Source organism: Defluviitoga tunisiensis, from assembly GCF_000953715.1.
Taxonomy (GTDB): Bacteria; Thermotogota; Thermotogae; order Petrotogales; family Petrotogaceae; genus Defluviitoga; species Defluviitoga tunisiensis.
The window spans coordinates 164,924-182,157 of record NZ_LN824141.1 but is presented as its reverse complement, the minus strand read 5'-3'; the positions used below and the strand labels follow the sequence as shown (position 1 = coordinate 182,157).

Below are 17,234 nucleotides of genomic sequence, written 5' to 3'. Positions count from 1 at the left end.
ACGTTATGTCATCTCCCTCCGCGTAGTCTGCCTTTTCTTAGGAATCCTTCATATTGTCTTAACATCATATGTTGTTCCATTTGTTGTACTATATCTAATGCTACTCCTACAGCTATTAATGTGCTAGTTCCTCCAATCCAGATTTGTTGCATTCCAGATGCACCACGAATTAGATAAGGGACTAGAGCAATGATAACAAGGAAAACAGCTCCAATAAAGTTAATTCTATTAGTAATAGTCGAGATGTAATTGACAGTTGGTTTACCCGGTCTTATACCCGGGATAAAGCCTCCATAATTTTTTATATTGTCAGCAACTTCAGTTGGATCCATAACAACTGAACTGTAAAAAAATGTAAAAAAGAAAATAAGTAATCCATATAGGACTAGATATAGAGCAGAACCTACTGCAAATAATTTGTCATCAACCGGTGTTGGAGTAATTCCTGCAATCATGCTAGGTAAAGTCATTATAGCTGATGCAAAAATTATAGGCATAACTCCACCGCCATTTACTTTAATTGGTAAATAGGTACTTGATCCACCATATACTTTTGTTCCAACAACCCTTTTTGCATACTGTATGTTTACTCTTCGTTCTGCTAGCTGTACAGCAACAACTGATATTACAATGAATATAGCTATAGCAATTAGTAAAACCCATTCCAAAGGTGTTAAACCTATAAGAGCCTCAACAGCATAAGTAGGATAACTTGAAACAATTCCAGCAAAAATTAGTATAGATACTCCATTTCCTATACCTTTCTCAGTGATTATTTCTCCCAGCCACAATAAGAACATGGTACCAGCGGCTATCGACACAGTTGACAAAAAAATGAAAAGACCACTTGATATGTTTGGAGATTTATAATTTTTTGCAGCGAATGCCATTAATAGACCTTGACCAAAAGCTAAAACTATTGTTGTTATTCTGGTATAGAATTCAAACTTTTTTCTGCCGCTTTCTCCTTCTTGAAGCATTTCTTTCAAACTTGGAATTACGGCAGCTAACAACTGAAAAATAATTGAAGCTGTAATATATGGTGTTACTGAAAGGACAAATATAGATAAATTACTTAATGCTCCACCTGCAAAGACATTAAAAAAACCTATAAATCCACCTATTGCTCCTGCGGAAGCTCCTCCTAAAGCAGCTTGCCATGCCTGGACATTAATACCAGGAATAGGGATATAAATACCTACTCTAAAAGCAATCAAGGCAATCAAAGTAAATAATATTCTTTGTCTTAATTCAGGTATTTTAAAAGCATCTCTAAAGGCTTTAAACATATTATTTTATCACCTCTATTTTGCCGCCAGCAGCTTCAATTTTTTCCTTGGCATTTTCAGAAAACTGATGAGCTTTGACGACAAGAGGTTTAGTTATTTCTCCTTTTCCTAGTATTTTAATTCCATCATTTATTGTCTTAATAATTTTCTTATCTATTAGTATTTCTGGTGTGACTTCTTCATTCTCAGAGAAATATTTTTCTAACGTAGAAACGTTAACAATACTATATTCTTTTTTAAAAGGTGCATTAGAAAAACCATATTTTGGGGTTCTTCTAATTATATTAGTTTGACCACCTTCAAAAACTTTACTAATTTTGCCTTTTCCTCTGGCTTTTTCACCTTTATGCCCTTTTCCTGATGTTTTTCCATGACCAGAACCAGTTCCTCTGCCTAATCTTTTTTTTGGTTTATTAGAACCTTCAGAAGGCTTTAAATCCTCTATTTTAAGTGACATTGGTTGACCTCCTTTTGTGCTAAAATAAAAATATCTTATGTTTTTAGAAATAGTTTCTATGTTTATTATTCCTCGACTTCTTCATATTCTACCAAATGTTCAACTTTTTTTATCATTCCTCGAATTTGTGGATTATCCGGTTTTATAACTTCTTTATCTTTTTTTGTAAGTCCTAAGGCATCAAGTGTAGCTAATTGTCTTTTGTTTTTTCCAGCTCGACCCCTTACTAGTTTGATTTTTAAGTTTGCCATTTTGTCAAACCTCCTTATGTGCACCGTAAAATACTTGTTTGAGAGATACGTCTCTAAGATCTGCTATTTCTTTGGGAGATTTTAGCTCTTTTAATCCATTGTAAGTAGCCTTAGCTAGATTGATTGTGTTTGTAGAACCAATTGATTTTGTTAGAATATTGTTAATCCCAGCTAATTCAACAACAGCTCTAACCGCTGATGATGCAATAACCCCTGTACCAGGTCCAGCAGGGAATAGAAGAACGACCGATGAATCCTGTTTTCCAAGAGTTTCATAAGGAATAGTTTCATTTTTTACAGGGACTTCTATCAAATTTTTATGAGCATTTTGAACGGCTTTTCTTATAGCTTGTGGAACTTCTCTGGCGTTTCCTACTCCTAGTCCCACTTTTCCGTTTCTATTTCCAACTACAGAAACAGCTCTAAAGGAGATGGTTTTTCCTCCTTTAGTGACTTTGCTAACTCGTCGTATTTCTATTATTCTTTCTTCAAACTCATTAGCCGCATCAGTGGCTTTAAATTTTTGATTTTCTGACATATGTGTATAAACACCTCCTAAAACTTTATGCCTTCGGCTCTTACAGCGTCTGCGAGAGCTTTAACTTTTCCATGGTATTTGTATCCGCTTCTATCAAAAACTATTGTTGTGATACCTTTTTCTTTAGCTCTTTGTGCAATGAGTTTTCCAACTACATTTGCAGCATTTTTATCCCATGTTTTATTGTTCAGTGATTCTTTTACTTCTTTTTCAGTAGTAGATGCAGATACTAAAGTTCTGCCAATTGTATCATCAATTATTTGGGCATATATATGTTTGTTGCTTTTAAACACTGTTAATCTAGGTTTCTCAGCAGTTCCACTTATTTTCTTTCTAACGCGTAAATGTCTTTTTTTTCTAAGGTCTTTTTTGTCTACAGGCTTAATCAATTTCGTTTGCCTCCTTCTTCCTCTTTCTCTTTATTTATACTAGAGAATTATATGAGAATTAAACTTTCTTACCTTTCTTTCTTATAACAACTTCGTCAACATATTTGATACCTTTTCCACTATATACGTTGACTTTTCTCAAGCTTCTTATTCTCGCAGCTACTTCTCCAACTTGGTATTTATCTATGCCTTTAACAATTATTTTGGTTGGTTGAGGTACTTCTATTACTATTCCTTTAGGTATTTCGAAAACGACTGGATTGGAATATCCTATATTTAATATTAAAGAGTTGCCTTGGACTTGTGCCCTGTATCCGACTCCCATAACTTCTAATTCTTTTTGATAGCCTTCAGTAACACCCTTAATCATATTTCTTATGAGAGCAGTATAAGTGCCTCTTAATGCAGTGATTTGCTTTCTGTCAGCAGCTCTTTTAATATATTCTTCTCTACCTTCAACCATCAATTCATTGTCTTTGATTGTTATCTCAAGTTCTTTGGGTAGATATAATGATAATTCACCATTTTTGCCTTTAACCTTTACTAAATTATCTTCTTGTAAAACTTGAACATTTTGTGGTATAACCGTTGGTTTATCAGCTATTCTTGATTTCGACATTTAGGCACCTCCTCACCATACATAGCAGATTACTTCTCCACCTACGTTATTTTCTCTTGCTTCCTTATCTGTCATTAACCCTTTTGAAGTAGATAAGATAGCAATTCCTAAACCACCTTTGACTTTTGGAATGCTTCGAGAGTTAACGTATACTCTTCTTCCCGCTTTTGAAACTCTTACTATTCCTTCAATAGCTGATTTTTTGTCTCTCCTACTACCTTTATATTTTAAATTAACTTTCAATATTCCTTGTTTTCCATCGTCTATAAATTTATAATCAAGTATGTATCCTTCTCTTTTTAAAATATCGAGAATAGATTTTTTTAAATTAGAGGCAGGTATTTCTACACTTTCTTTATAGACAGAGTTAGCATTTCTTATTCTGGTTAGCATATCTGCTATTGGATCACTCCACATTTATATCTTCCCTCCTTACCAACTTGCCTTTTTAACACCTGGAAGTTTTCCTTCCAGCGCCATTTCTCTAAAACAAATTCTACAAAGTCCAAATTCTCTATAAACGGCTCTTGGCCTACCACATACTTTGCATCTAGAATAAGCTCTTGTTTTATATTTGGGTGTTTTTTTAGATTTTTCAATTAGGGCTTTTCTAGCCATTTTATTTCCCTCCTATTTTATGATCTTTTCAAAGGAAAACCATAGTATTCTAAAAGTTTTCTAGCTTCTTCATTAGTCTTGGCTGTCGTAACTATGGTTACGTCCATTCCCTGAATTCTATTAATATCATCTGGACGAATTTCTGGGAATATTAGTTGTTCGGGTAACCCAAAAGTGTAATTGCCCCTTCCATCAAAAGAATCAGCCGGTAATCCTCGAAAGTCTCTAAGTTTTGGTAAAACAATATTGGTTAATTTATACAAAAAATTGTACATTTTCCAACTTCTTAAAGTAACTTTTACTCCTATGGGCATTCCTTCTCTGAGTTTAAAATTAGCAATACTCTTTTTAGCATGAGTTATCACTGCTTTTTGTCCGACAATCTGGGTTAGTTCTTGGGCATGTTTTTCTATAATTGCTTTGTTTCTAGACCCTTCTCCTACTCCCATGTTAACAACTATTTTTACAAGTTTGGGAACTTCAAGTTCATTTTTATAGTTGAAGTCCTTCATCATGGAAGGTACAACCACTTCTTTATATAAATCTTTTAAAGGGACATATTGTTCTTTTGTCATAAGCAATCCTCCTTTAGTTCCTTTCAAATTACCTTATTTCCTAGGATTTTATACTTTTTCTACTATTTCTCCACATTTTTTACAATATCTAACTTTAGTGCCGTTTTCTAGAAATTTAAAACCTATTCTTGTTTGTTTTTCACAATTAGGACATATTAACATGACTTTAGATATGTGAATAGGTTTAGGTTGTTCAATAATTCCGCCTTCTCTAATTTGTTGAGTTGGTCTTTGATGCTTTTTTACAATATTTACATTGTCTACAACAACTTTATTTTCATTTGGAAGAACTTTTAAAACTTTGCTTTTCTTTCCTTTATCTTTTCCTGAAATTACAAGGACTGTGTCGCCTTTTTTTATTTTTTTCATCTTATCACCTCACCAGACTTCCTTTGCTAGAGATGCTATTTTTGAATAACCTTTTTCTCTAACTTCTCGAGCAACTGGCCCGAATACTCTAGTACCAAGGGGTTGATTATTTTTATCTATTAATACTGCAGCATTATCGTCAAATCTTATGTATGTTCCATCTTTTCTTTTTACTTCTTTTTTTGTTCTTACAATAACCGCCTTTACTATTTGGCCTTTTTTTATATTTGTATGAGGAATAGCTTCTCTAACTGAACATACAACAACATCGCCAATAGTTCCTTTAGATTTATGAAAGCCACCTAAAACTTTTATTACTTTTAACACTTTAGCACCTGAATTGTCAGCAACATTTAATTTACTTTCCAACTGAATCATCGGAGTCACCTCCAAGTATTTCTAGCATTTCTTCTTCAACAGGCTCAGGTGTTTCAAATTCTTCTGACAAAATACTTTTTCGAACTATTCTTTTTAGCACAAATGATTTGGTCTTAGAGAGTTTTCTTGATTCTTCTATTTCAACAATGTCTCCAAGGCTGCACTCATTATTTTCATCATGTGCATGATATCTTCTTGTTTTTCTCACATATTTTTCATATTTTGGATGTTTTACAAGTTCGTCAGATTCAACTGTTATAGTTTTGTCCATTTTATTGCTAACAACTTTTCCAATGATTGTTTTCTTTGACATTTCAGTTCTACCTCCTTATTCCAAGTTCCCTTTCTTTGAGGACGGTTTTGACTCGTGCAATGTCCTTTTTGACTAACTTAATACTTGAAACATTTTTTAATTGTCCAATTTCTAATTGGAATCTCAATTGGAATAACTTCTCTTTTAAGTTATCTAATTCTCGATTGAGCTCTTCATCTGTTAATTCTCTTATTTCAGAGATTCTCATTAGAGCTCACCTCCTATTTCATATCTTGGTACTATCTTTGTTCTAATTGGTAGTTTGGAGGCAGCATACTGTAGAGCTTCTTTTGCTGTTTTCTCATCAACTCCACCTATTTCAAACATTACTTTTCCTTTTTTTACAACGGCGACCCAGCCTTCTACGTCGCCCTTTCCTTTACCTTGCCTTGTACCTATTCCTTTTGATGTAACAGGCTTGTCAGGGAATATATTAATCCATATTTTACCGCTTCTTTTTAAAGTTCTAACCATTGCAATTCTGCACGCTTCAATTTGTTGTGCTGTTATCCATGAATTTTCCATTGCCTTTAAGCCCCAATCTCCAAAGTGTACTAATGTTCCACCTTTGGACATTCCTTTGACTGTTCCTCTTTGTTGTTTTCGATATTTTACTCTTTTTGGCATCAACATTGGCTCTAACCTCCTTTGCTAAACAGGCACTTTCTATTATTAGCTAGTATTTAGATGGGTGTGTTACCGTGATATACCCATACTTTGATACCTATTGTTCCATATTTTGTTTGGGCTTCTGTGGTTGCATAATCTATTTCTGATCTTAATGTTTGAAGGGGTAATCTTCCTTCCATATACCACTCGGTCCTTGCAATTTCTGCTCCACCGAGCCTTCCTGATACCATTATTTTAATTCCTTTTGCTCCTCTTCTCATAGCGTTAGAAATAGATCTTTTCATAGCAATTTTATGGGATACTCTTCTCAATAATTGTCCGGATATTTCTTCAGCAATTAATTGAGCATCTGTATAAGGGTTTTTAACTTCATGAACATATACTTTTACGTTCTTTTCACCTACAATTTTTCCTATTTGGTCTCGTATATTTTTTATTTCAGAACCTTTTCGTCCTATTAAAATTCCTAACCTTGCAGCATAAATATCTATACGTACTAATGAATCGCTTGGTCTTTCAATCAATATTTCAGAAATTCCAGCTTTTTCATACGAATTTTTAAGGTAATCTCTAATTATTTTATCTTCTTGTAGATAATCAGAGTAATTTCTTTCATTAAACCATACAGATTTCCATGATTTATTGTTTCCCAATCTAAAACCGTAGGGGTGTACTTTAGATCCCACTCAATTCACCTCACTTAGTTTACTTTTCTGCATTTTTATCCCTTACTGTCACATAAATGTGGCTCATTCTCTTTTGTAAAACGTCTGCTCTTCCGTGCGAACGAGGCCAAAGTCTTTTCATTCTTGGACCTTCATTTATCATTATTTCAGATACGTATAGATTTTCAGCATTTAGTCCAAAATTGTTTTCGGCATTAGCAACAGCAGACATTAAGGTTTTATATATAATTCTTGCTGATTTTTTTGGGCTAAAAATAAGTATTTGTAAAGCTTCGCTTACGTCTTTATTTCTAATAGAGTTGGCTATTGATCGTGCTTTTGTAGGTGATATCCTAGCATATTTTGTAACAGCTCTTGCTTCAACTATTGGTTTTGAAGCTTCATGTTCTTTTCTTTTTTGATGATAAACAGATCTTTTAGCTCTTTTACCATCTTCTTGAACTCTTGTAATTTCTTTATTAGAAGCCATAAACTACCCTCCTCAATTTTACCAAATTTACCTTTGCAATTTACCTTTTGCCGCCCTTTTATCAGGATGTCCTCCAAATCTTCTTGTTGGAGAAAATTCACCTAATCTATGACCAATCATTTGTTCGTTTATATATACTGGTATGTGCTTCATTCCGTTATGAACGGCTATTGTATGTCCAACCATTTCTGGTAATATCATTGAAGATCTGGACCATGTTTTAATTACTTTTTTTTCACCTTTTTGATTCATTTCTCTTATTTTTTTTAATAAACTGGGATGAACGTATGGACCCTTTTTTAAAGATCTTCCCACAGTTTGCACCTCCTAACTCTAAAATGTACTACTTACTTCTCTTTCTTACAATAAATTTATCAGATTGTTTTTTGCCTCTTCTTGTCTTGTAACCTTTTGCGGGTAATCCCCAAGGAGATGTAGGAATATGTCCTTTACTTCTTCCTTCTCCTCCACCCATTGGATGATCAACAGGGTTTTGAGCCATACCTCTAACTTTGGGTCTTATACCTAACCAACTATTTTTTCCTGCTTTACCAAAAACTTCATTAATATGGTCTTCATTTCCAACTGTTCCAATTGTAGCCATACAGGTTAATCTGACCTTTCTTAATTCTCCAGATGGCATCTTTAGTAATGCATATTTTCCTTCTTTAGCCATAAGTTGGGCAGACGTTCCCGCTGATTTTGCAATTTTTCCTCCTCGACCAGGCTCAAATTCTACATTATGTACTAACGTACCTAAAGGTATATTTTGTAGTGGCATAGCATTTCCTACTTTTATTTCAGCGTCTGGACCATTCATTACTGTATCTCCAGCCTTTAAACCTTGAGGAGCCAATATGTATCGTTTCTCTCCGTCTGCATATACTAACAAAGCAATTCTAGCGCTTCTATTAGGGTCATACTCAATAGAGGCCACCTTGGCAGGTATTCCTATTTTATCGCGTTTGAAATCAATTATTCTATACTTTCTTTTATGTCCTCCACCGCGATGTCTAACTGTGATACGACCATAACAATTCCTTCCACCATTTTTCTTTATTGGTTCTAAAAGGGACTTTTCAGGTTTAACTTTTGATAAATCTGTATTATCAACAGTTACCATAAATCGTCTAGAAGGAGTTACAGGTTTATATGTTTTTAACGCCATTATTTTTCACCTCTTTACAAGCTTGCTTTTAGTTCTTTTATAACGTATCCTTCAGCTAATTTAACTATAGCTTTTTTCCAGCTTCTAGTGTACCCTTCACTTCTTCCTAATCTTTTTGGTTTTGGTTTAACGTTCATGACATAGACCTTTTGTACTTTAACTTTGAAAATAGTTTCTATTGCATCTTTAATCTCAGGTTTAGTAGCGTCTTTAGCAACTTCAAATGTATATTTTCCTTCTTGCATTAGATTATATGATTTTTCAGTTAAGATCGGCTTTATCACAATATCATGAGGATTTTTTGCTTTCATTAGCCGATCACCTCCTCGATTTTATTAACCATTTCTCTCGTTAATACTATTTTTTCGTTGTTTATTAAATCAAAAACATTCAAGCCATCAATGTTTTTCTTGTTTTGCCCAGAATTATCTGCTATTAAGACCTTTACTTGAGGTAAATTTTTAGCAGATAATTTAACATTTTTGTATCCTTCTTCTTTGTATGGAAGCACAATTAATACTTTTTTATTTTCAATTCCAAATTTATTAAGTACTTCTTTCATATCTTTGGTTTTTGGATTATCAAATTTTAAATCGTCTAGTATGATCAGGTTGTTTTCCCTAAACCTAACGCTTAACGCCGATTTTAAAGCTAGTTTTTTCATCTTTTTGTTTAAGGATTTGTGGTATTCTTTTGGTTTAGGTCCAAATGCAACCCCTCCATGTCTAAATATAGGAGATCTAATAGAACCAGCCCTTGCTCTACCTGTGTGTTTTTGAGGCCACGGTTTTCTTCCACCGCCACGGACTTCTGCCCTGGTTTTTGTTGAAGCTGTGCCGGCTCTTTTGTTTGTGAGTTGCATATCAACATATCTGTAAAGAACATCCATATTGGGTTCAATATTGAATATGTCATCTCTTATCTCTATTTTATCAATTTCTTGAAACTCTTTATTGTAAACATTTATTTGAGCCATTATTTATTTAACCTCCTTACTGCATTTTTGGGCGTTTAACTTTAATTGCTTCTCTTATGATAACTAGTCCGCCCCTCGCTCCAGGAACTCCACCTTTAACTGCTATTAGATTATTTTGAGGATCTACATAAACTATTTCGGAATTTTGTATTGTGACTCTTGCATTGCCATATTGACCAGGCATCTTTTTTCCTTTGAAAACTTTAGCAGGATATGAATTCATTCCTGTAGAACCTAAACCTCTATGGAATTTGGAACCATGGCTTACTTCTCCACCACCAAAATTCCATCGTTTCATTACTCCTGAATATCCTTTACCTTTAGATGTGCCAACAACATCAATTTTTTCGCCTTCAGTAAAAATGGATACATCTATTTTTTGTCCAATTTCGTAATCATCGATATTGTCAACTCTAAATTCTTTTAAATATCTAAATGGTTTTACGTTGGCTTTTTTAAAATGACCATTTAATGGCTTATTAACTTTTCTCTCAGGGATAGTTTCAAAGCCAACTTGAATTGCATTATATCCATCAGTTTCTAAAGTTTTCTTTTGAACTACAAAACATGGTCCTGCTTGTACGATGGTAACCGGGATGGCCTTATCATCTTTGAATACCCGTGTCATGCCAATTTTTTTACCTAAAATACCTTTCATTTTTACACCTCCAGAGCCCGATTTATATCTATATTGAGTATAATGTATTATAAATATTTATTAGCTCACTAAATAATTACGCTTTAATATCAACTGATACTCCCGCCGGAATATTTACTTTAAGTAATTTGGTAACAGTATCAGATGAAGCGTTGTATATGTAAATAACCCTTTTATGAATAATTTTTTCAAATTGTTCCATTGAATATGAATATTTATGAGGCGATCTGATAACTGAATACAAGGTTCTTTTGTTTGGTAAAGGGATAGGGCCTGAAACTCTTGCTTCAGTATCTTTTACTGCTTCAATTATCTTTTTAGCAGACTCATCAAGAAGCTTATGATCATAGCCCTTAAGCTTAATTTTTATGTATTTATCAGCCATAAAAGATTGAGGACCTCCTTTTTCTTTCATTATTAAGAGGGAGCCAAAGCTCCCCAATTTTAAAATTATTCAATTATTTCTGTTACAACTCCAGCACCTATGGTTCTTCCGCCTTCACGTATAGCAAATCTCATACCTTGTTCAAGTGCAACAGGATATATTAATTCGATAGTCATATTGATATTGTCACCAGGCATTACCATTTCTGCACCACCAGCAAATTCAACGAGAGTTCCCGTAACATCAGCGGTTCTAATATAAAATTGTGGTCTGTATCCTTTGGTAAATGGAGTGTGTCGTCCACCTTCTTCTTTCTTTAGTACGTAGACTTCAGCCTTGAATTTTTTGTGTGGGGTAATAGAACCTGGTGCAGCTAAGACTTGACCTCTTTTAACTTCTTCTTTGTCAATTCCTCTTAACAAACAACCTACATTGTCTCCAGCGACACCTTCATCGAGTATTTTTCTGAACATTTCTACTCCAGTTACAACAGTCTTCCTTTTTTCATAACTTAATCCTATTATTTCAACTTCATCTCCAGTATGAACTTTTCCTCTTTCAATTCTACCTGTAACAACTGTTCCTCTACCTGTAATGCTAAATACGTCTTCAATAGGCATTAAGAAAGGTTTTTCTACATCCCTTACAGGTTCTGGGAAATAGTTATCTACTGCGTCCATAAGTTCATATATTTTTTGTGTCCAAGGACCATCAGGGCTATCTTCTTCAAGAGCTTTTAAAGCTGAACCCTTAATAACAGGTACTTCATCTCCAGGGAATTCGTAGGAATTTAATAAGTCTCTAACTTCCATTTCAACTAATTCTATTAATTCTTCGTCGTCAACCATATCGACTTTGTTTATGAATACAACAAGTGCAGGAACGTTAACCTGTCTTGCAAGTAAAACGTGTTCTCTGGTTTGTGGCATAACACCGTCTGTTGCAGCAACAACAAGAATTGCACCGTCCATTTGTGCAGCACCGGTAATCATATTTTTAATGTAGTCAGCGTGTCCAGGACAGTCAATATGAGCATAATGTCTCTTCGCGGTTTCATATTCAACGTGTGAAACACTTATAGTAATACCTCTTGCCCTTTCTTCTGGTGCTTTATCTATTTCCTCAAAGGGAGCAAAATTTGCCCATCCTTTATAGGACAAAGCTTTTGTTATAGCAGCTGTTAGAGTAGTTTTTCCATGGTCAATATGCCCTATAGTTCCTATGTTCATATGGGGTTTTTGCCTTACAAATTTTTCTTTAGCCATTTTTAAATCTCCTCCTTGTAAATTTTATATTATATGTCTCTCAAAAATTATTTATTCTCTGCTTAATATTTTTTGAGTAACTTGCTCAGGAACTTCTTCGTAATGTGAGAATCTTATGCTACAAGTTGATCTTCCTTGTGAGAGTGATCTCATGGCAGTTGCATAACCAAATAATTCAGCTAATGGTACATATGCATGAATTATTCTTGTGTTTGTACTGGCTATATTTTCAAAACTATCTATTCTACCTCTTCTTGAATTGAGATCGGCTATTATGTCTCCTAAATACTCTTCAGGTGTTGTTATATCAACTTTCATAATAGGTTCAAGTAAAATAGGTTTAGCTTTCTTCGCTGCTTCTTTAAATGCCATTGATGCGGCAATCTTAAAAGCCATATCTGAAGAATCAACTTCATGATAAGAACCATCAAAAACTTCTACTCGAATGTTAACCATTGGGTAACCTGCTAATACTCCATTTAACATGGCTTCTTTAACCCCAGCTTCTATAGCTGGGATATATTCCTTTGGAATTACTCCTCCAACAGTTTTGTCAACAAACTCAAATTCCTTTTGACTATCTAAAGGTAAAGGTTCAACTCTAAGTTTAACGTGTCCATATTGTCCTCTCCCACCTGATTGTCTTATATATTTTCCTTCAGCTTCAGAGGAGAACTTTATAGTTTCTTTATAGGCAACTTTAGGCTGGCCTACTTTAACGCTAACATTAAATTCCCTTTTTATTCTATCGATTATGATTTCTAGATGTAGTTCACCCATTCCAGAAAGTATTGTTTCGCCAGTTTCTCTGTCTACATGAACTTTTAAACTTGGATCTTCATCGATTAATGCGTTTAAAGCTTTACTTAGCTTTGCTTCATCATCTTTAGTTTCAGGTTCTATAGAAATAGAAATAACTGGTTCAGGGAACACTAACTTTTCAAGAATGAGATTACATCCTTCAGAAGCTAAAGTATCTCCAGTTGTTGTATTCTTTAATCCGATTAGTCCAACTATGTCTCCAGCTCGTATATAATCGACTTCTTCTTTTTTGTTTGCGTGTAAAAAAACGAGTCTTGAAACTCTTTCTTTTGTATTTCTAGTAGTATTAACAACGTAACTTCCTTTTTCTAATTTACCAGAGTAAACTCTAGCAAAAGTGAGTTTACCAATGTAAGGATCGACCATTATTTTAAAAGCTAAAGCCAAGAATACGTCATCTTCTTTAGGATAAATGTCTCTTACATGTTCTCCAGTTTTTGGATCAAATGCCTTAACAGGAGGCATATCTATTGGAGAAGGTAAGTAGTCTATTACAGCATCTATTAAAGGTTGAATACCTTTATTTCTAACTGAACTTCCACACAATACTGGAACAATTTTATTTTGTATAGTTGCTTTTCTTATAGCAGACTTTAATTTTTCTATTGGAATATCTTCTTCTTCTATGTATAATTCCATTATCTCGTCATCTACTTCTGCAACTGCAGCAATCAATTCTTCTCTCTTGGTTTCACATAGATCTTTTAAATGGCTAGGGATTTCCGCTCTTTCTATGGTTAATCCGTTATCATCCGTCCAATAAAATGCCTCCATTGTCAACAAGTCAATTATACCTTTAAAATCGGATTCTGCACCTATAGGAACTTGAATTGCTACAGCTTTGGCACCTAATTTATCTCTGAGTGTTTGTACGGCAGCAAAAAAGTCTGCTCCAATTTTGTCCATTTTGTTCATGAAAGCAATTCTTGGTACTTCATATCTATCTGCTTGGCGCCAAACTGTTTCGGATTGGGGTTCTACACCAACTTGGGCATCAAAAACAGCCACTGCTCCGTCTAGTACAAACAGAGCTCTTTCTACTTCTATTGTAAAATCAACGTGTCCTGGTGTATCAATAATATTTATTCTGTATCCCTTCCAAAAAGCAGAAGTGGCTGCAGAAGTAATTGTAATACCTCTTTCTTTTTCTTGTTCCATCCAATCGGTTTCAGTTGTGCCTTCATCAACTGAACCTAATCTGTGTTTTGCGCCAGTGTAAAATAAGATTCTTTCTGTAGTAGTAGTTTTTCCCGCATCTATATGAGCAATTATTCCGATATTTCTTACTTTTTCCAAGGGCAACGTTCTTTCTTTCAAATTAATCCCTCCTAATTAACTGTGTTACCATCTATAATGTGCAAATGCTTTGTTAGCTTCTGCCATCTTGTGTACATCTTCTCTTTTCTTTACTGCTGCCCCAGTATTGTTATATGCATCAATTAATTCTTGAGATAATTTATCAACCATACTTTTTCCTTTTTTTGATTGAGCGGTTGTAATAATCCATCTGATAGCTAGAGAGGTTGCTCTATTTTCTTCGACTTCAAAAGGAACTTGATAAGTTGCTCCTCCGACTCTTCTAGATCTTACTTCTATCAAAGGCCTTACATTATTTATAGCTTTATGGAAAGCCTCAAGTGGCTCTTCTTTGGTTGCTTGGGCTAATCTTTCTAGAGATGAATAAACAATATTCTGGGCTAAAGATTTTTTTCCATCATACATTAATCTATTTATAAATTTAGCAAGCAAAACGTCCCCATAAATTGGATCTGGAGAAACTTCTCTCTTTTCTGCCTTTCTTCTTCTCATTCAGTAAAGAACCTCCTTACTTAGCCTTTGGTTTTTTTGTTCCATATTTACTTCTACCTTGTTTTCTTTCTTGTACTCCTGCAGCATCCAAAGTACCTCTAATTATTTTATATCTAACTCCAGGTAAATCTCTTACCCTTCCGCCTCTAACTAAAACGTTGGAATGTTCCTGTAAATTGTGTCCTTCTCCAGGAATATAACAAGTCACTTCTATACCGTTAGATAACTTAACCCTCGCTATTTTTCTAAGAGCGGAATTAGGTTTTTTTGGGGTCATAGTTGATACCCTAACACAAACTCCTCTTTTTTGAGGATTGCCTTTAAGCGCGGGTGATTTTGTTTTTTTCTTGATTGATGTTCTTCCATGCCTTATTAGTTGATTAATTGTTGGCATTCTATATTGGTCCGCTATCAAAGTTGCCTCTAAATAAAAAAAGCTTTAATAGCGGAGTTCACCTCCTTCTATAAAAAGTAATTTTTTATTTCAATTATTTTAGAAAAATTATCGTATAAATAAATTATCAAAAATACCAACAGATATTTTACAACATTTAACCTTAATTGTAAATTAATTAAATATAACAATTTCAATAAATATCGTTTTTATAGTTAACTCTTACTCTATTTATAATATCATCTGGTATTTTTTCTATGAAATCATATTCTTTATTTACAAAGTAGATAGAGTTTTTCATAAATGGATTTGAAGTTCCAGATAATTGTTTTAAAATATATAGTTCATCTTTTGCTCTTGTAATAGCAACATAGAATAGTCTTTCTTCTTCATCTAATTTTTTATCTTTAATAGCTAATCCGTTCGGTAAATCTCCGGGATTTACCGATATTAGAATTACTACCTTCCATTCAAGCCCCTTAGCTCCATGAATAGTTGTCAAAGTAATTGTATCACGTTCTTCTTCTTTTTCAACATTCATAATGCCAATGTCTTCACTTAGGGTTAAATCTTCTAAAAAAGAAGATAAAGAAGGATATCGACTAGCAATTTCACTAAATCTTTCAATATCCATGTTTCTAGATTTTGCATCACTAAAAGTGAGTAAAGAGTATTCTTCATAATAGTCTTTATATATATAATCAATTATTTCACTTGGATTTTTGTCCATGTTGATATACAATTTTTTTAATAGTTCAAAAGGGGTTGTAAATCTTATAAGTTGTGTTTTAGTTAATATTTCTTCTATATTTTTTGATTGTCCAGAATTTATTCCTTTTTCAATTTCATTATATATCTTTGAAGCAGTTTTTGTACCAATCCCTGGAAATAACTTTAAAATTCTAATCCATGAAATCTTATCTAAAGGATTATTTAGAACTTTTAGAAATCCTAAAACATCTTTAATATGTCTTGTTTCAATAAATCTAAGCCCCGACAGAATTCTATATGGTATACCTACTGTGTCTAATTTTTGCTGTATTACCATTGATAAAGAGTGAGATCTATAAAGAATTGCTATGTCTTTGTAGTTGATACCTTCTTCTAACTTATTTTTGATAATTTGTACAACAGCATCAGCTTGTTCTAAATCATCAAAAGTTTCTATTACGAAAGGTTTTATGTATCCTTTTCTTTTTGGTTTTAGAGTTTTAGGAACGGAATTTGAAGGTAGCATATTATTTATGAAATTAACTATTTCTGGGGTACTTCTATAGTTTGTTTGTATTTTAAATATCTTTGTACCTTCTTTATCTATGAAATCTTTTATGTTTTTGAAATGAGCTCCTCTAAATGAGTAAATACTTTGTGAATCATCACCAACAACAATTAAATTTCCATGGACACTAGAAAAAGCTTTTATTAATTCAATTTGAATTTTATTAGTATCTTGAAATTCATCAACTAAAACATATTGAAACTGTTCTGATACCTTTTTTAGAATATCAGGATGGGTATGAAACAACATGAGTGTGTTAACTAAAAGATCGTCATAGTCCATAACATTCATGTCTTTTTTTAACTGAGAGTAAATACCCCAAATTTGTTCAATATCGTTCTCAAACTCTAATAAGTAAGGAGCTATGTCTAGTAAAGTTTCTCTAAGAGAATTCAAAGTATTACATGTATAACTAATAACTTTCATTATTACATCTTCTTTAGGAAATTTATATTTATCGCTGGATTCTCTCATATATTCATTTTTTGCTATTCTAAGCAGGTCTTTTGAGTCTTCTTTATCTAAAATACTGTAATCATTTTTAAAATCAAGTAGAGCAGCGTATCTTCTCAGAATAGTATTGCATACATGGTGAAATGTCCCTGCCAGCATGCTACTCATATCTCTGTTAGTAACATTTTTAACTCTTTCTATCATTTGTTTTGCTGCGGCTCGTGTAAAAGTGACGAGTAGAATATTTTCGGGTTTTAATCCTAAGTATAATAAATAAGCAATTTTGTACGTTATTACCCTTGTTTTACCTGAACCAGGACCAGCAACTATTATGGATCTTCCATTAGAATTTATAACCGCTTCTAATTGTTCCTCATCTAAAGCTTTTTTCAAGAAGGAGGGGATTTCTTTTTCTATATAAAAATAATCTTCTTTTTTCATTTT

The 17,234-nt window shown here is 33.4% G+C and carries 27 protein-coding genes; all 27 read right to left on the bottom strand.

Going from position 1 to position 17,234, the window contains the following annotated elements; translation table 11 throughout:
- Window positions 1-8: 8 nt before the first annotated feature.
- Window positions 9-1,289 carry a preprotein translocase subunit SecY gene (gene secY, locus DTL3_RS00885; RefSeq protein ID WP_045087120.1) on the bottom strand — a complete coding sequence of 427 codons (1,281 nt, stop codon included), beginning with the start codon at window positions 1,287-1,289 and terminating at the stop codon, window positions 9-11.
- Between the two features lies 1 nt (window position 1,290).
- The gene (rplO, locus tag DTL3_RS00880) at window positions 1,291-1,746 is read right to left on the bottom strand and encodes a 50S ribosomal protein L15 (protein WP_045087119.1); all 456 of its coding nucleotides are present in this window, start codon (window positions 1,744-1,746) and stop codon (window positions 1,291-1,293) included.
- Between the two features lie 65 nt (window positions 1,747-1,811).
- On the bottom strand, window positions 1,812-1,997 hold the full coding sequence (gene rpmD / locus DTL3_RS00875) for a 50S ribosomal protein L30 (RefSeq protein ID WP_045087118.1): 186 nt from the start codon (window positions 1,995-1,997) through the stop codon (window positions 1,812-1,814).
- A 4-nt stretch (window positions 1,998-2,001) separates the two neighbouring features.
- Window positions 2,002-2,535 carry a 30S ribosomal protein S5 gene (gene rpsE, locus DTL3_RS00870; RefSeq protein ID WP_045087117.1) on the bottom strand — a complete coding sequence of 178 codons (534 nt, stop codon included), beginning with the start codon at window positions 2,533-2,535 and terminating at the stop codon, window positions 2,002-2,004.
- A 17-nt stretch (window positions 2,536-2,552) separates the two neighbouring features.
- Window positions 2,553-2,924 (bottom strand): 50S ribosomal protein L18, encoded by a 372-nt coding sequence (gene rplR / locus DTL3_RS00865; protein ID WP_045087116.1) that lies wholly within the window; start codon window positions 2,922-2,924, stop codon window positions 2,553-2,555.
- 58 nt (window positions 2,925-2,982) lie between these two features.
- The gene (gene rplF, locus DTL3_RS00860) at window positions 2,983-3,543 is read right to left on the bottom strand and encodes a 50S ribosomal protein L6 (RefSeq protein WP_045087115.1); all 561 of its coding nucleotides are present in this window, start codon (window positions 3,541-3,543) and stop codon (window positions 2,983-2,985) included.
- A gap of 12 nt (window positions 3,544-3,555) precedes the next feature.
- Window positions 3,556-3,960: a 30S ribosomal protein S8 gene (gene rpsH, locus DTL3_RS00855; RefSeq protein WP_045087114.1), complete on the bottom strand. Its 405-nt coding sequence runs from the start codon at window positions 3,958-3,960 to the stop codon at window positions 3,556-3,558.
- Between the two features lie 15 nt (window positions 3,961-3,975).
- Complete coding sequence (locus DTL3_RS00850) at window positions 3,976-4,161, bottom strand: type Z 30S ribosomal protein S14 (protein ID WP_045087113.1); 186 nt, start codon at window positions 4,159-4,161, stop codon at window positions 3,976-3,978.
- A 17-nt stretch (window positions 4,162-4,178) separates the two neighbouring features.
- Complete coding sequence (gene rplE / locus DTL3_RS00845) at window positions 4,179-4,736, bottom strand: 50S ribosomal protein L5 (RefSeq protein ID WP_045087112.1); 558 nt, start codon at window positions 4,734-4,736, stop codon at window positions 4,179-4,181.
- Between the two features lie 48 nt (window positions 4,737-4,784).
- The gene (gene rplX / locus DTL3_RS00840) at window positions 4,785-5,105 is read right to left on the bottom strand and encodes a 50S ribosomal protein L24 (protein ID WP_045087111.1); all 321 of its coding nucleotides are present in this window, start codon (window positions 5,103-5,105) and stop codon (window positions 4,785-4,787) included.
- A gap of 9 nt (window positions 5,106-5,114) precedes the next feature.
- Window positions 5,115-5,483, bottom strand: coding sequence for a 50S ribosomal protein L14 (rplN, locus tag DTL3_RS00835; RefSeq protein ID WP_045087110.1), 369 nt, complete (start codon window positions 5,481-5,483; stop codon window positions 5,115-5,117).
- Entirely contained in the window at window positions 5,464-5,796 is a 333-nt protein-coding gene (rpsQ, locus tag DTL3_RS00830) for a 30S ribosomal protein S17 (RefSeq protein WP_045087109.1), read from the bottom strand. The genes rplN and rpsQ overlap by 20 nt, the downstream gene beginning before the upstream one ends.
- 7 nt (window positions 5,797-5,803) lie before the next feature.
- Window positions 5,804-6,004: a 50S ribosomal protein L29 gene (gene rpmC / locus DTL3_RS00825; RefSeq protein WP_045087108.1), complete on the bottom strand. Its 201-nt coding sequence runs from the start codon at window positions 6,002-6,004 to the stop codon at window positions 5,804-5,806.
- Window positions 6,004-6,429, bottom strand: a complete 426-nt coding sequence (gene rplP, locus DTL3_RS00820; protein WP_045087107.1) for a 50S ribosomal protein L16 — start codon at window positions 6,427-6,429, stop codon at window positions 6,004-6,006. The genes rpmC and rplP overlap by 1 nt, the downstream gene beginning before the upstream one ends.
- A gap of 50 nt (window positions 6,430-6,479) precedes the next feature.
- Window positions 6,480-7,112 (bottom strand): 30S ribosomal protein S3, encoded by a 633-nt coding sequence (gene rpsC / locus DTL3_RS00815; RefSeq protein ID WP_045087106.1) that lies wholly within the window; start codon window positions 7,110-7,112, stop codon window positions 6,480-6,482.
- 19 nt (window positions 7,113-7,131) lie between these two features.
- The gene (rplV, locus tag DTL3_RS00810; RefSeq protein WP_045087105.1) at window positions 7,132-7,581 is read right to left on the bottom strand and encodes a 50S ribosomal protein L22; all 450 of its coding nucleotides are present in this window, start codon (window positions 7,579-7,581) and stop codon (window positions 7,132-7,134) included.
- Between the two features lie 27 nt (window positions 7,582-7,608).
- Window positions 7,609-7,896, bottom strand: coding sequence for a 30S ribosomal protein S19 (gene rpsS / locus DTL3_RS00805; protein WP_045087104.1), 288 nt, complete (start codon window positions 7,894-7,896; stop codon window positions 7,609-7,611).
- 28 nt (window positions 7,897-7,924) lie between these two features.
- Window positions 7,925-8,749 carry a 50S ribosomal protein L2 gene (gene rplB, locus DTL3_RS00800; RefSeq protein WP_045087103.1) on the bottom strand — a complete coding sequence of 275 codons (825 nt, stop codon included), beginning with the start codon at window positions 8,747-8,749 and terminating at the stop codon, window positions 7,925-7,927.
- Between the two features lie 14 nt (window positions 8,750-8,763).
- Window positions 8,764-9,060, bottom strand: coding sequence for a 50S ribosomal protein L23 (gene rplW / locus DTL3_RS00795; RefSeq protein ID WP_045087102.1), 297 nt, complete (start codon window positions 9,058-9,060; stop codon window positions 8,764-8,766).
- A complete protein-coding gene (rplD, locus tag DTL3_RS00790) occupies window positions 9,060-9,725 on the bottom strand; it encodes a 50S ribosomal protein L4 (RefSeq protein WP_045087101.1) in 666 nt (221 codons plus the stop codon). The genes rplW and rplD overlap by 1 nt, the downstream gene beginning before the upstream one ends.
- Window positions 9,726-9,741: 16 nt before the next feature.
- The gene (rplC, locus tag DTL3_RS00785) at window positions 9,742-10,383 is read right to left on the bottom strand and encodes a 50S ribosomal protein L3 (RefSeq protein ID WP_045087100.1); all 642 of its coding nucleotides are present in this window, start codon (window positions 10,381-10,383) and stop codon (window positions 9,742-9,744) included.
- A 76-nt stretch (window positions 10,384-10,459) separates the two neighbouring features.
- Window positions 10,460-10,768 carry a 30S ribosomal protein S10 gene (rpsJ, locus tag DTL3_RS00780; RefSeq protein ID WP_045088510.1) on the bottom strand — a complete coding sequence of 103 codons (309 nt, stop codon included), beginning with the start codon at window positions 10,766-10,768 and terminating at the stop codon, window positions 10,460-10,462.
- A 65-nt stretch (window positions 10,769-10,833) separates the two neighbouring features.
- The gene (tuf, locus tag DTL3_RS00775) at window positions 10,834-12,033 is read right to left on the bottom strand and encodes an elongation factor Tu (RefSeq protein ID WP_045087099.1); all 1,200 of its coding nucleotides are present in this window, start codon (window positions 12,031-12,033) and stop codon (window positions 10,834-10,836) included.
- Window positions 12,034-12,084: 51 nt separating this feature from the next.
- Complete coding sequence (gene fusA, locus DTL3_RS00770; protein WP_045087098.1) at window positions 12,085-14,172, bottom strand: elongation factor G; 2,088 nt, start codon at window positions 14,170-14,172, stop codon at window positions 12,085-12,087.
- Window positions 14,173-14,196: 24 nt separating this feature from the next.
- Window positions 14,197-14,664 (bottom strand): 30S ribosomal protein S7, encoded by a 468-nt coding sequence (gene rpsG, locus DTL3_RS00765; protein WP_045087097.1) that lies wholly within the window; start codon window positions 14,662-14,664, stop codon window positions 14,197-14,199.
- Window positions 14,665-14,680: 16 nt separating this feature from the next.
- Complete coding sequence (gene rpsL, locus DTL3_RS00760) at window positions 14,681-15,058, bottom strand: 30S ribosomal protein S12 (RefSeq protein WP_045088509.1); 378 nt, start codon at window positions 15,056-15,058, stop codon at window positions 14,681-14,683.
- Between the two features lie 193 nt (window positions 15,059-15,251).
- On the bottom strand, window positions 15,252-17,231 hold the full coding sequence (locus DTL3_RS00755) for an ATP-dependent helicase (RefSeq protein ID WP_045088508.1): 1,980 nt from the start codon (window positions 17,229-17,231) through the stop codon (window positions 15,252-15,254).
- Window positions 17,232-17,234 lie beyond the last annotated feature (3 nt).

Coding starts and splice junctions, on each gene's coding strand:
- secY (WP_045087120.1), bottom strand. CDS start 1,289: ATGTTTAAAGCCTTTAGAGATGCTTTTAAAATACCTGAATTAAGACAA.
- rpsQ (WP_045087109.1), bottom strand. CDS start 5,796: ATGTCAAAGAAAACAATCATTGGAAAAGTTGTTAGCAATAAAATGGAC.
- rplE (WP_045087112.1), bottom strand. CDS start 4,736: ATGACAAAAGAACAATATGTCCCTTTAAAAGATTTATATAAAGAAGTG.
- rpmC (WP_045087108.1), bottom strand. CDS start 6,004: ATGAGAATCTCTGAAATAAGAGAATTAACAGATGAAGAGCTCAATCGA.
- rplV (WP_045087105.1), bottom strand. CDS start 7,581: ATGGCTTCTAATAAAGAAATTACAAGAGTTCAAGAAGATGGTAAAAGA.
- rplD (WP_045087101.1), bottom strand. CDS start 9,725: ATGGCTCAAATAAATGTTTACAATAAAGAGTTTCAAGAAATTGATAAA.
- rplP (WP_045087107.1), bottom strand. CDS start 6,429: ATGTTGATGCCAAAAAGAGTAAAATATCGAAAACAACAAAGAGGAACA.
- rplC (WP_045087100.1), bottom strand. CDS start 10,383: ATGAAAGGTATTTTAGGTAAAAAAATTGGCATGACACGGGTATTCAAA.
- rpsL (WP_045088509.1), bottom strand. CDS start 15,058: ATGCCAACAATTAATCAACTAATAAGGCATGGAAGAACATCAATCAAG.
- tuf (WP_045087099.1), bottom strand. CDS start 12,033: ATGGCTAAAGAAAAATTTGTAAGGCAAAAACCCCATATGAACATAGGA.
- rpsJ (WP_045088510.1), bottom strand. CDS start 10,768: ATGGCTGATAAATACATAAAAATTAAGCTTAAGGGCTATGATCATAAG.
- DTL3_RS00755 (WP_045088508.1), bottom strand. CDS start 17,231: ATGAAAAAAGAAGATTATTTTTATATAGAAAAAGAAATCCCCTCCTTC.
- rplF (WP_045087115.1), bottom strand. CDS start 3,543: ATGTCGAAATCAAGAATAGCTGATAAACCAACGGTTATACCACAAAAT.
- rpsG (WP_045087097.1), bottom strand. CDS start 14,664: ATGAGAAGAAGAAAGGCAGAAAAGAGAGAAGTTTCTCCAGATCCAATT.
- rplO (WP_045087119.1), bottom strand. CDS start 1,746: ATGTCACTTAAAATAGAGGATTTAAAGCCTTCTGAAGGTTCTAATAAA.
- rplX (WP_045087111.1), bottom strand. CDS start 5,105: ATGAAAAAAATAAAAAAAGGCGACACAGTCCTTGTAATTTCAGGAAAA.
- rpmD (WP_045087118.1), bottom strand. CDS start 1,997: ATGGCAAACTTAAAAATCAAACTAGTAAGGGGTCGAGCTGGAAAAAAC.
- DTL3_RS00850 (WP_045087113.1), bottom strand. CDS start 4,161: ATGGCTAGAAAAGCCCTAATTGAAAAATCTAAAAAAACACCCAAATAT.
- rplW (WP_045087102.1), bottom strand. CDS start 9,060: ATGAAAGCAAAAAATCCTCATGATATTGTGATAAAGCCGATCTTAACT.
- rplN (WP_045087110.1), bottom strand. CDS start 5,483: ATGATTCAGTTGGAAAGTAAATTAAATGTTGCTGACAATTCAGGTGCT.
- rpsH (WP_045087114.1), bottom strand. CDS start 3,960: ATGTGGAGTGATCCAATAGCAGATATGCTAACCAGAATAAGAAATGCT.
- rplB (WP_045087103.1), bottom strand. CDS start 8,749: ATGGCGTTAAAAACATATAAACCTGTAACTCCTTCTAGACGATTTATG.
- rpsE (WP_045087117.1), bottom strand. CDS start 2,535: ATGTCAGAAAATCAAAAATTTAAAGCCACTGATGCGGCTAATGAGTTT.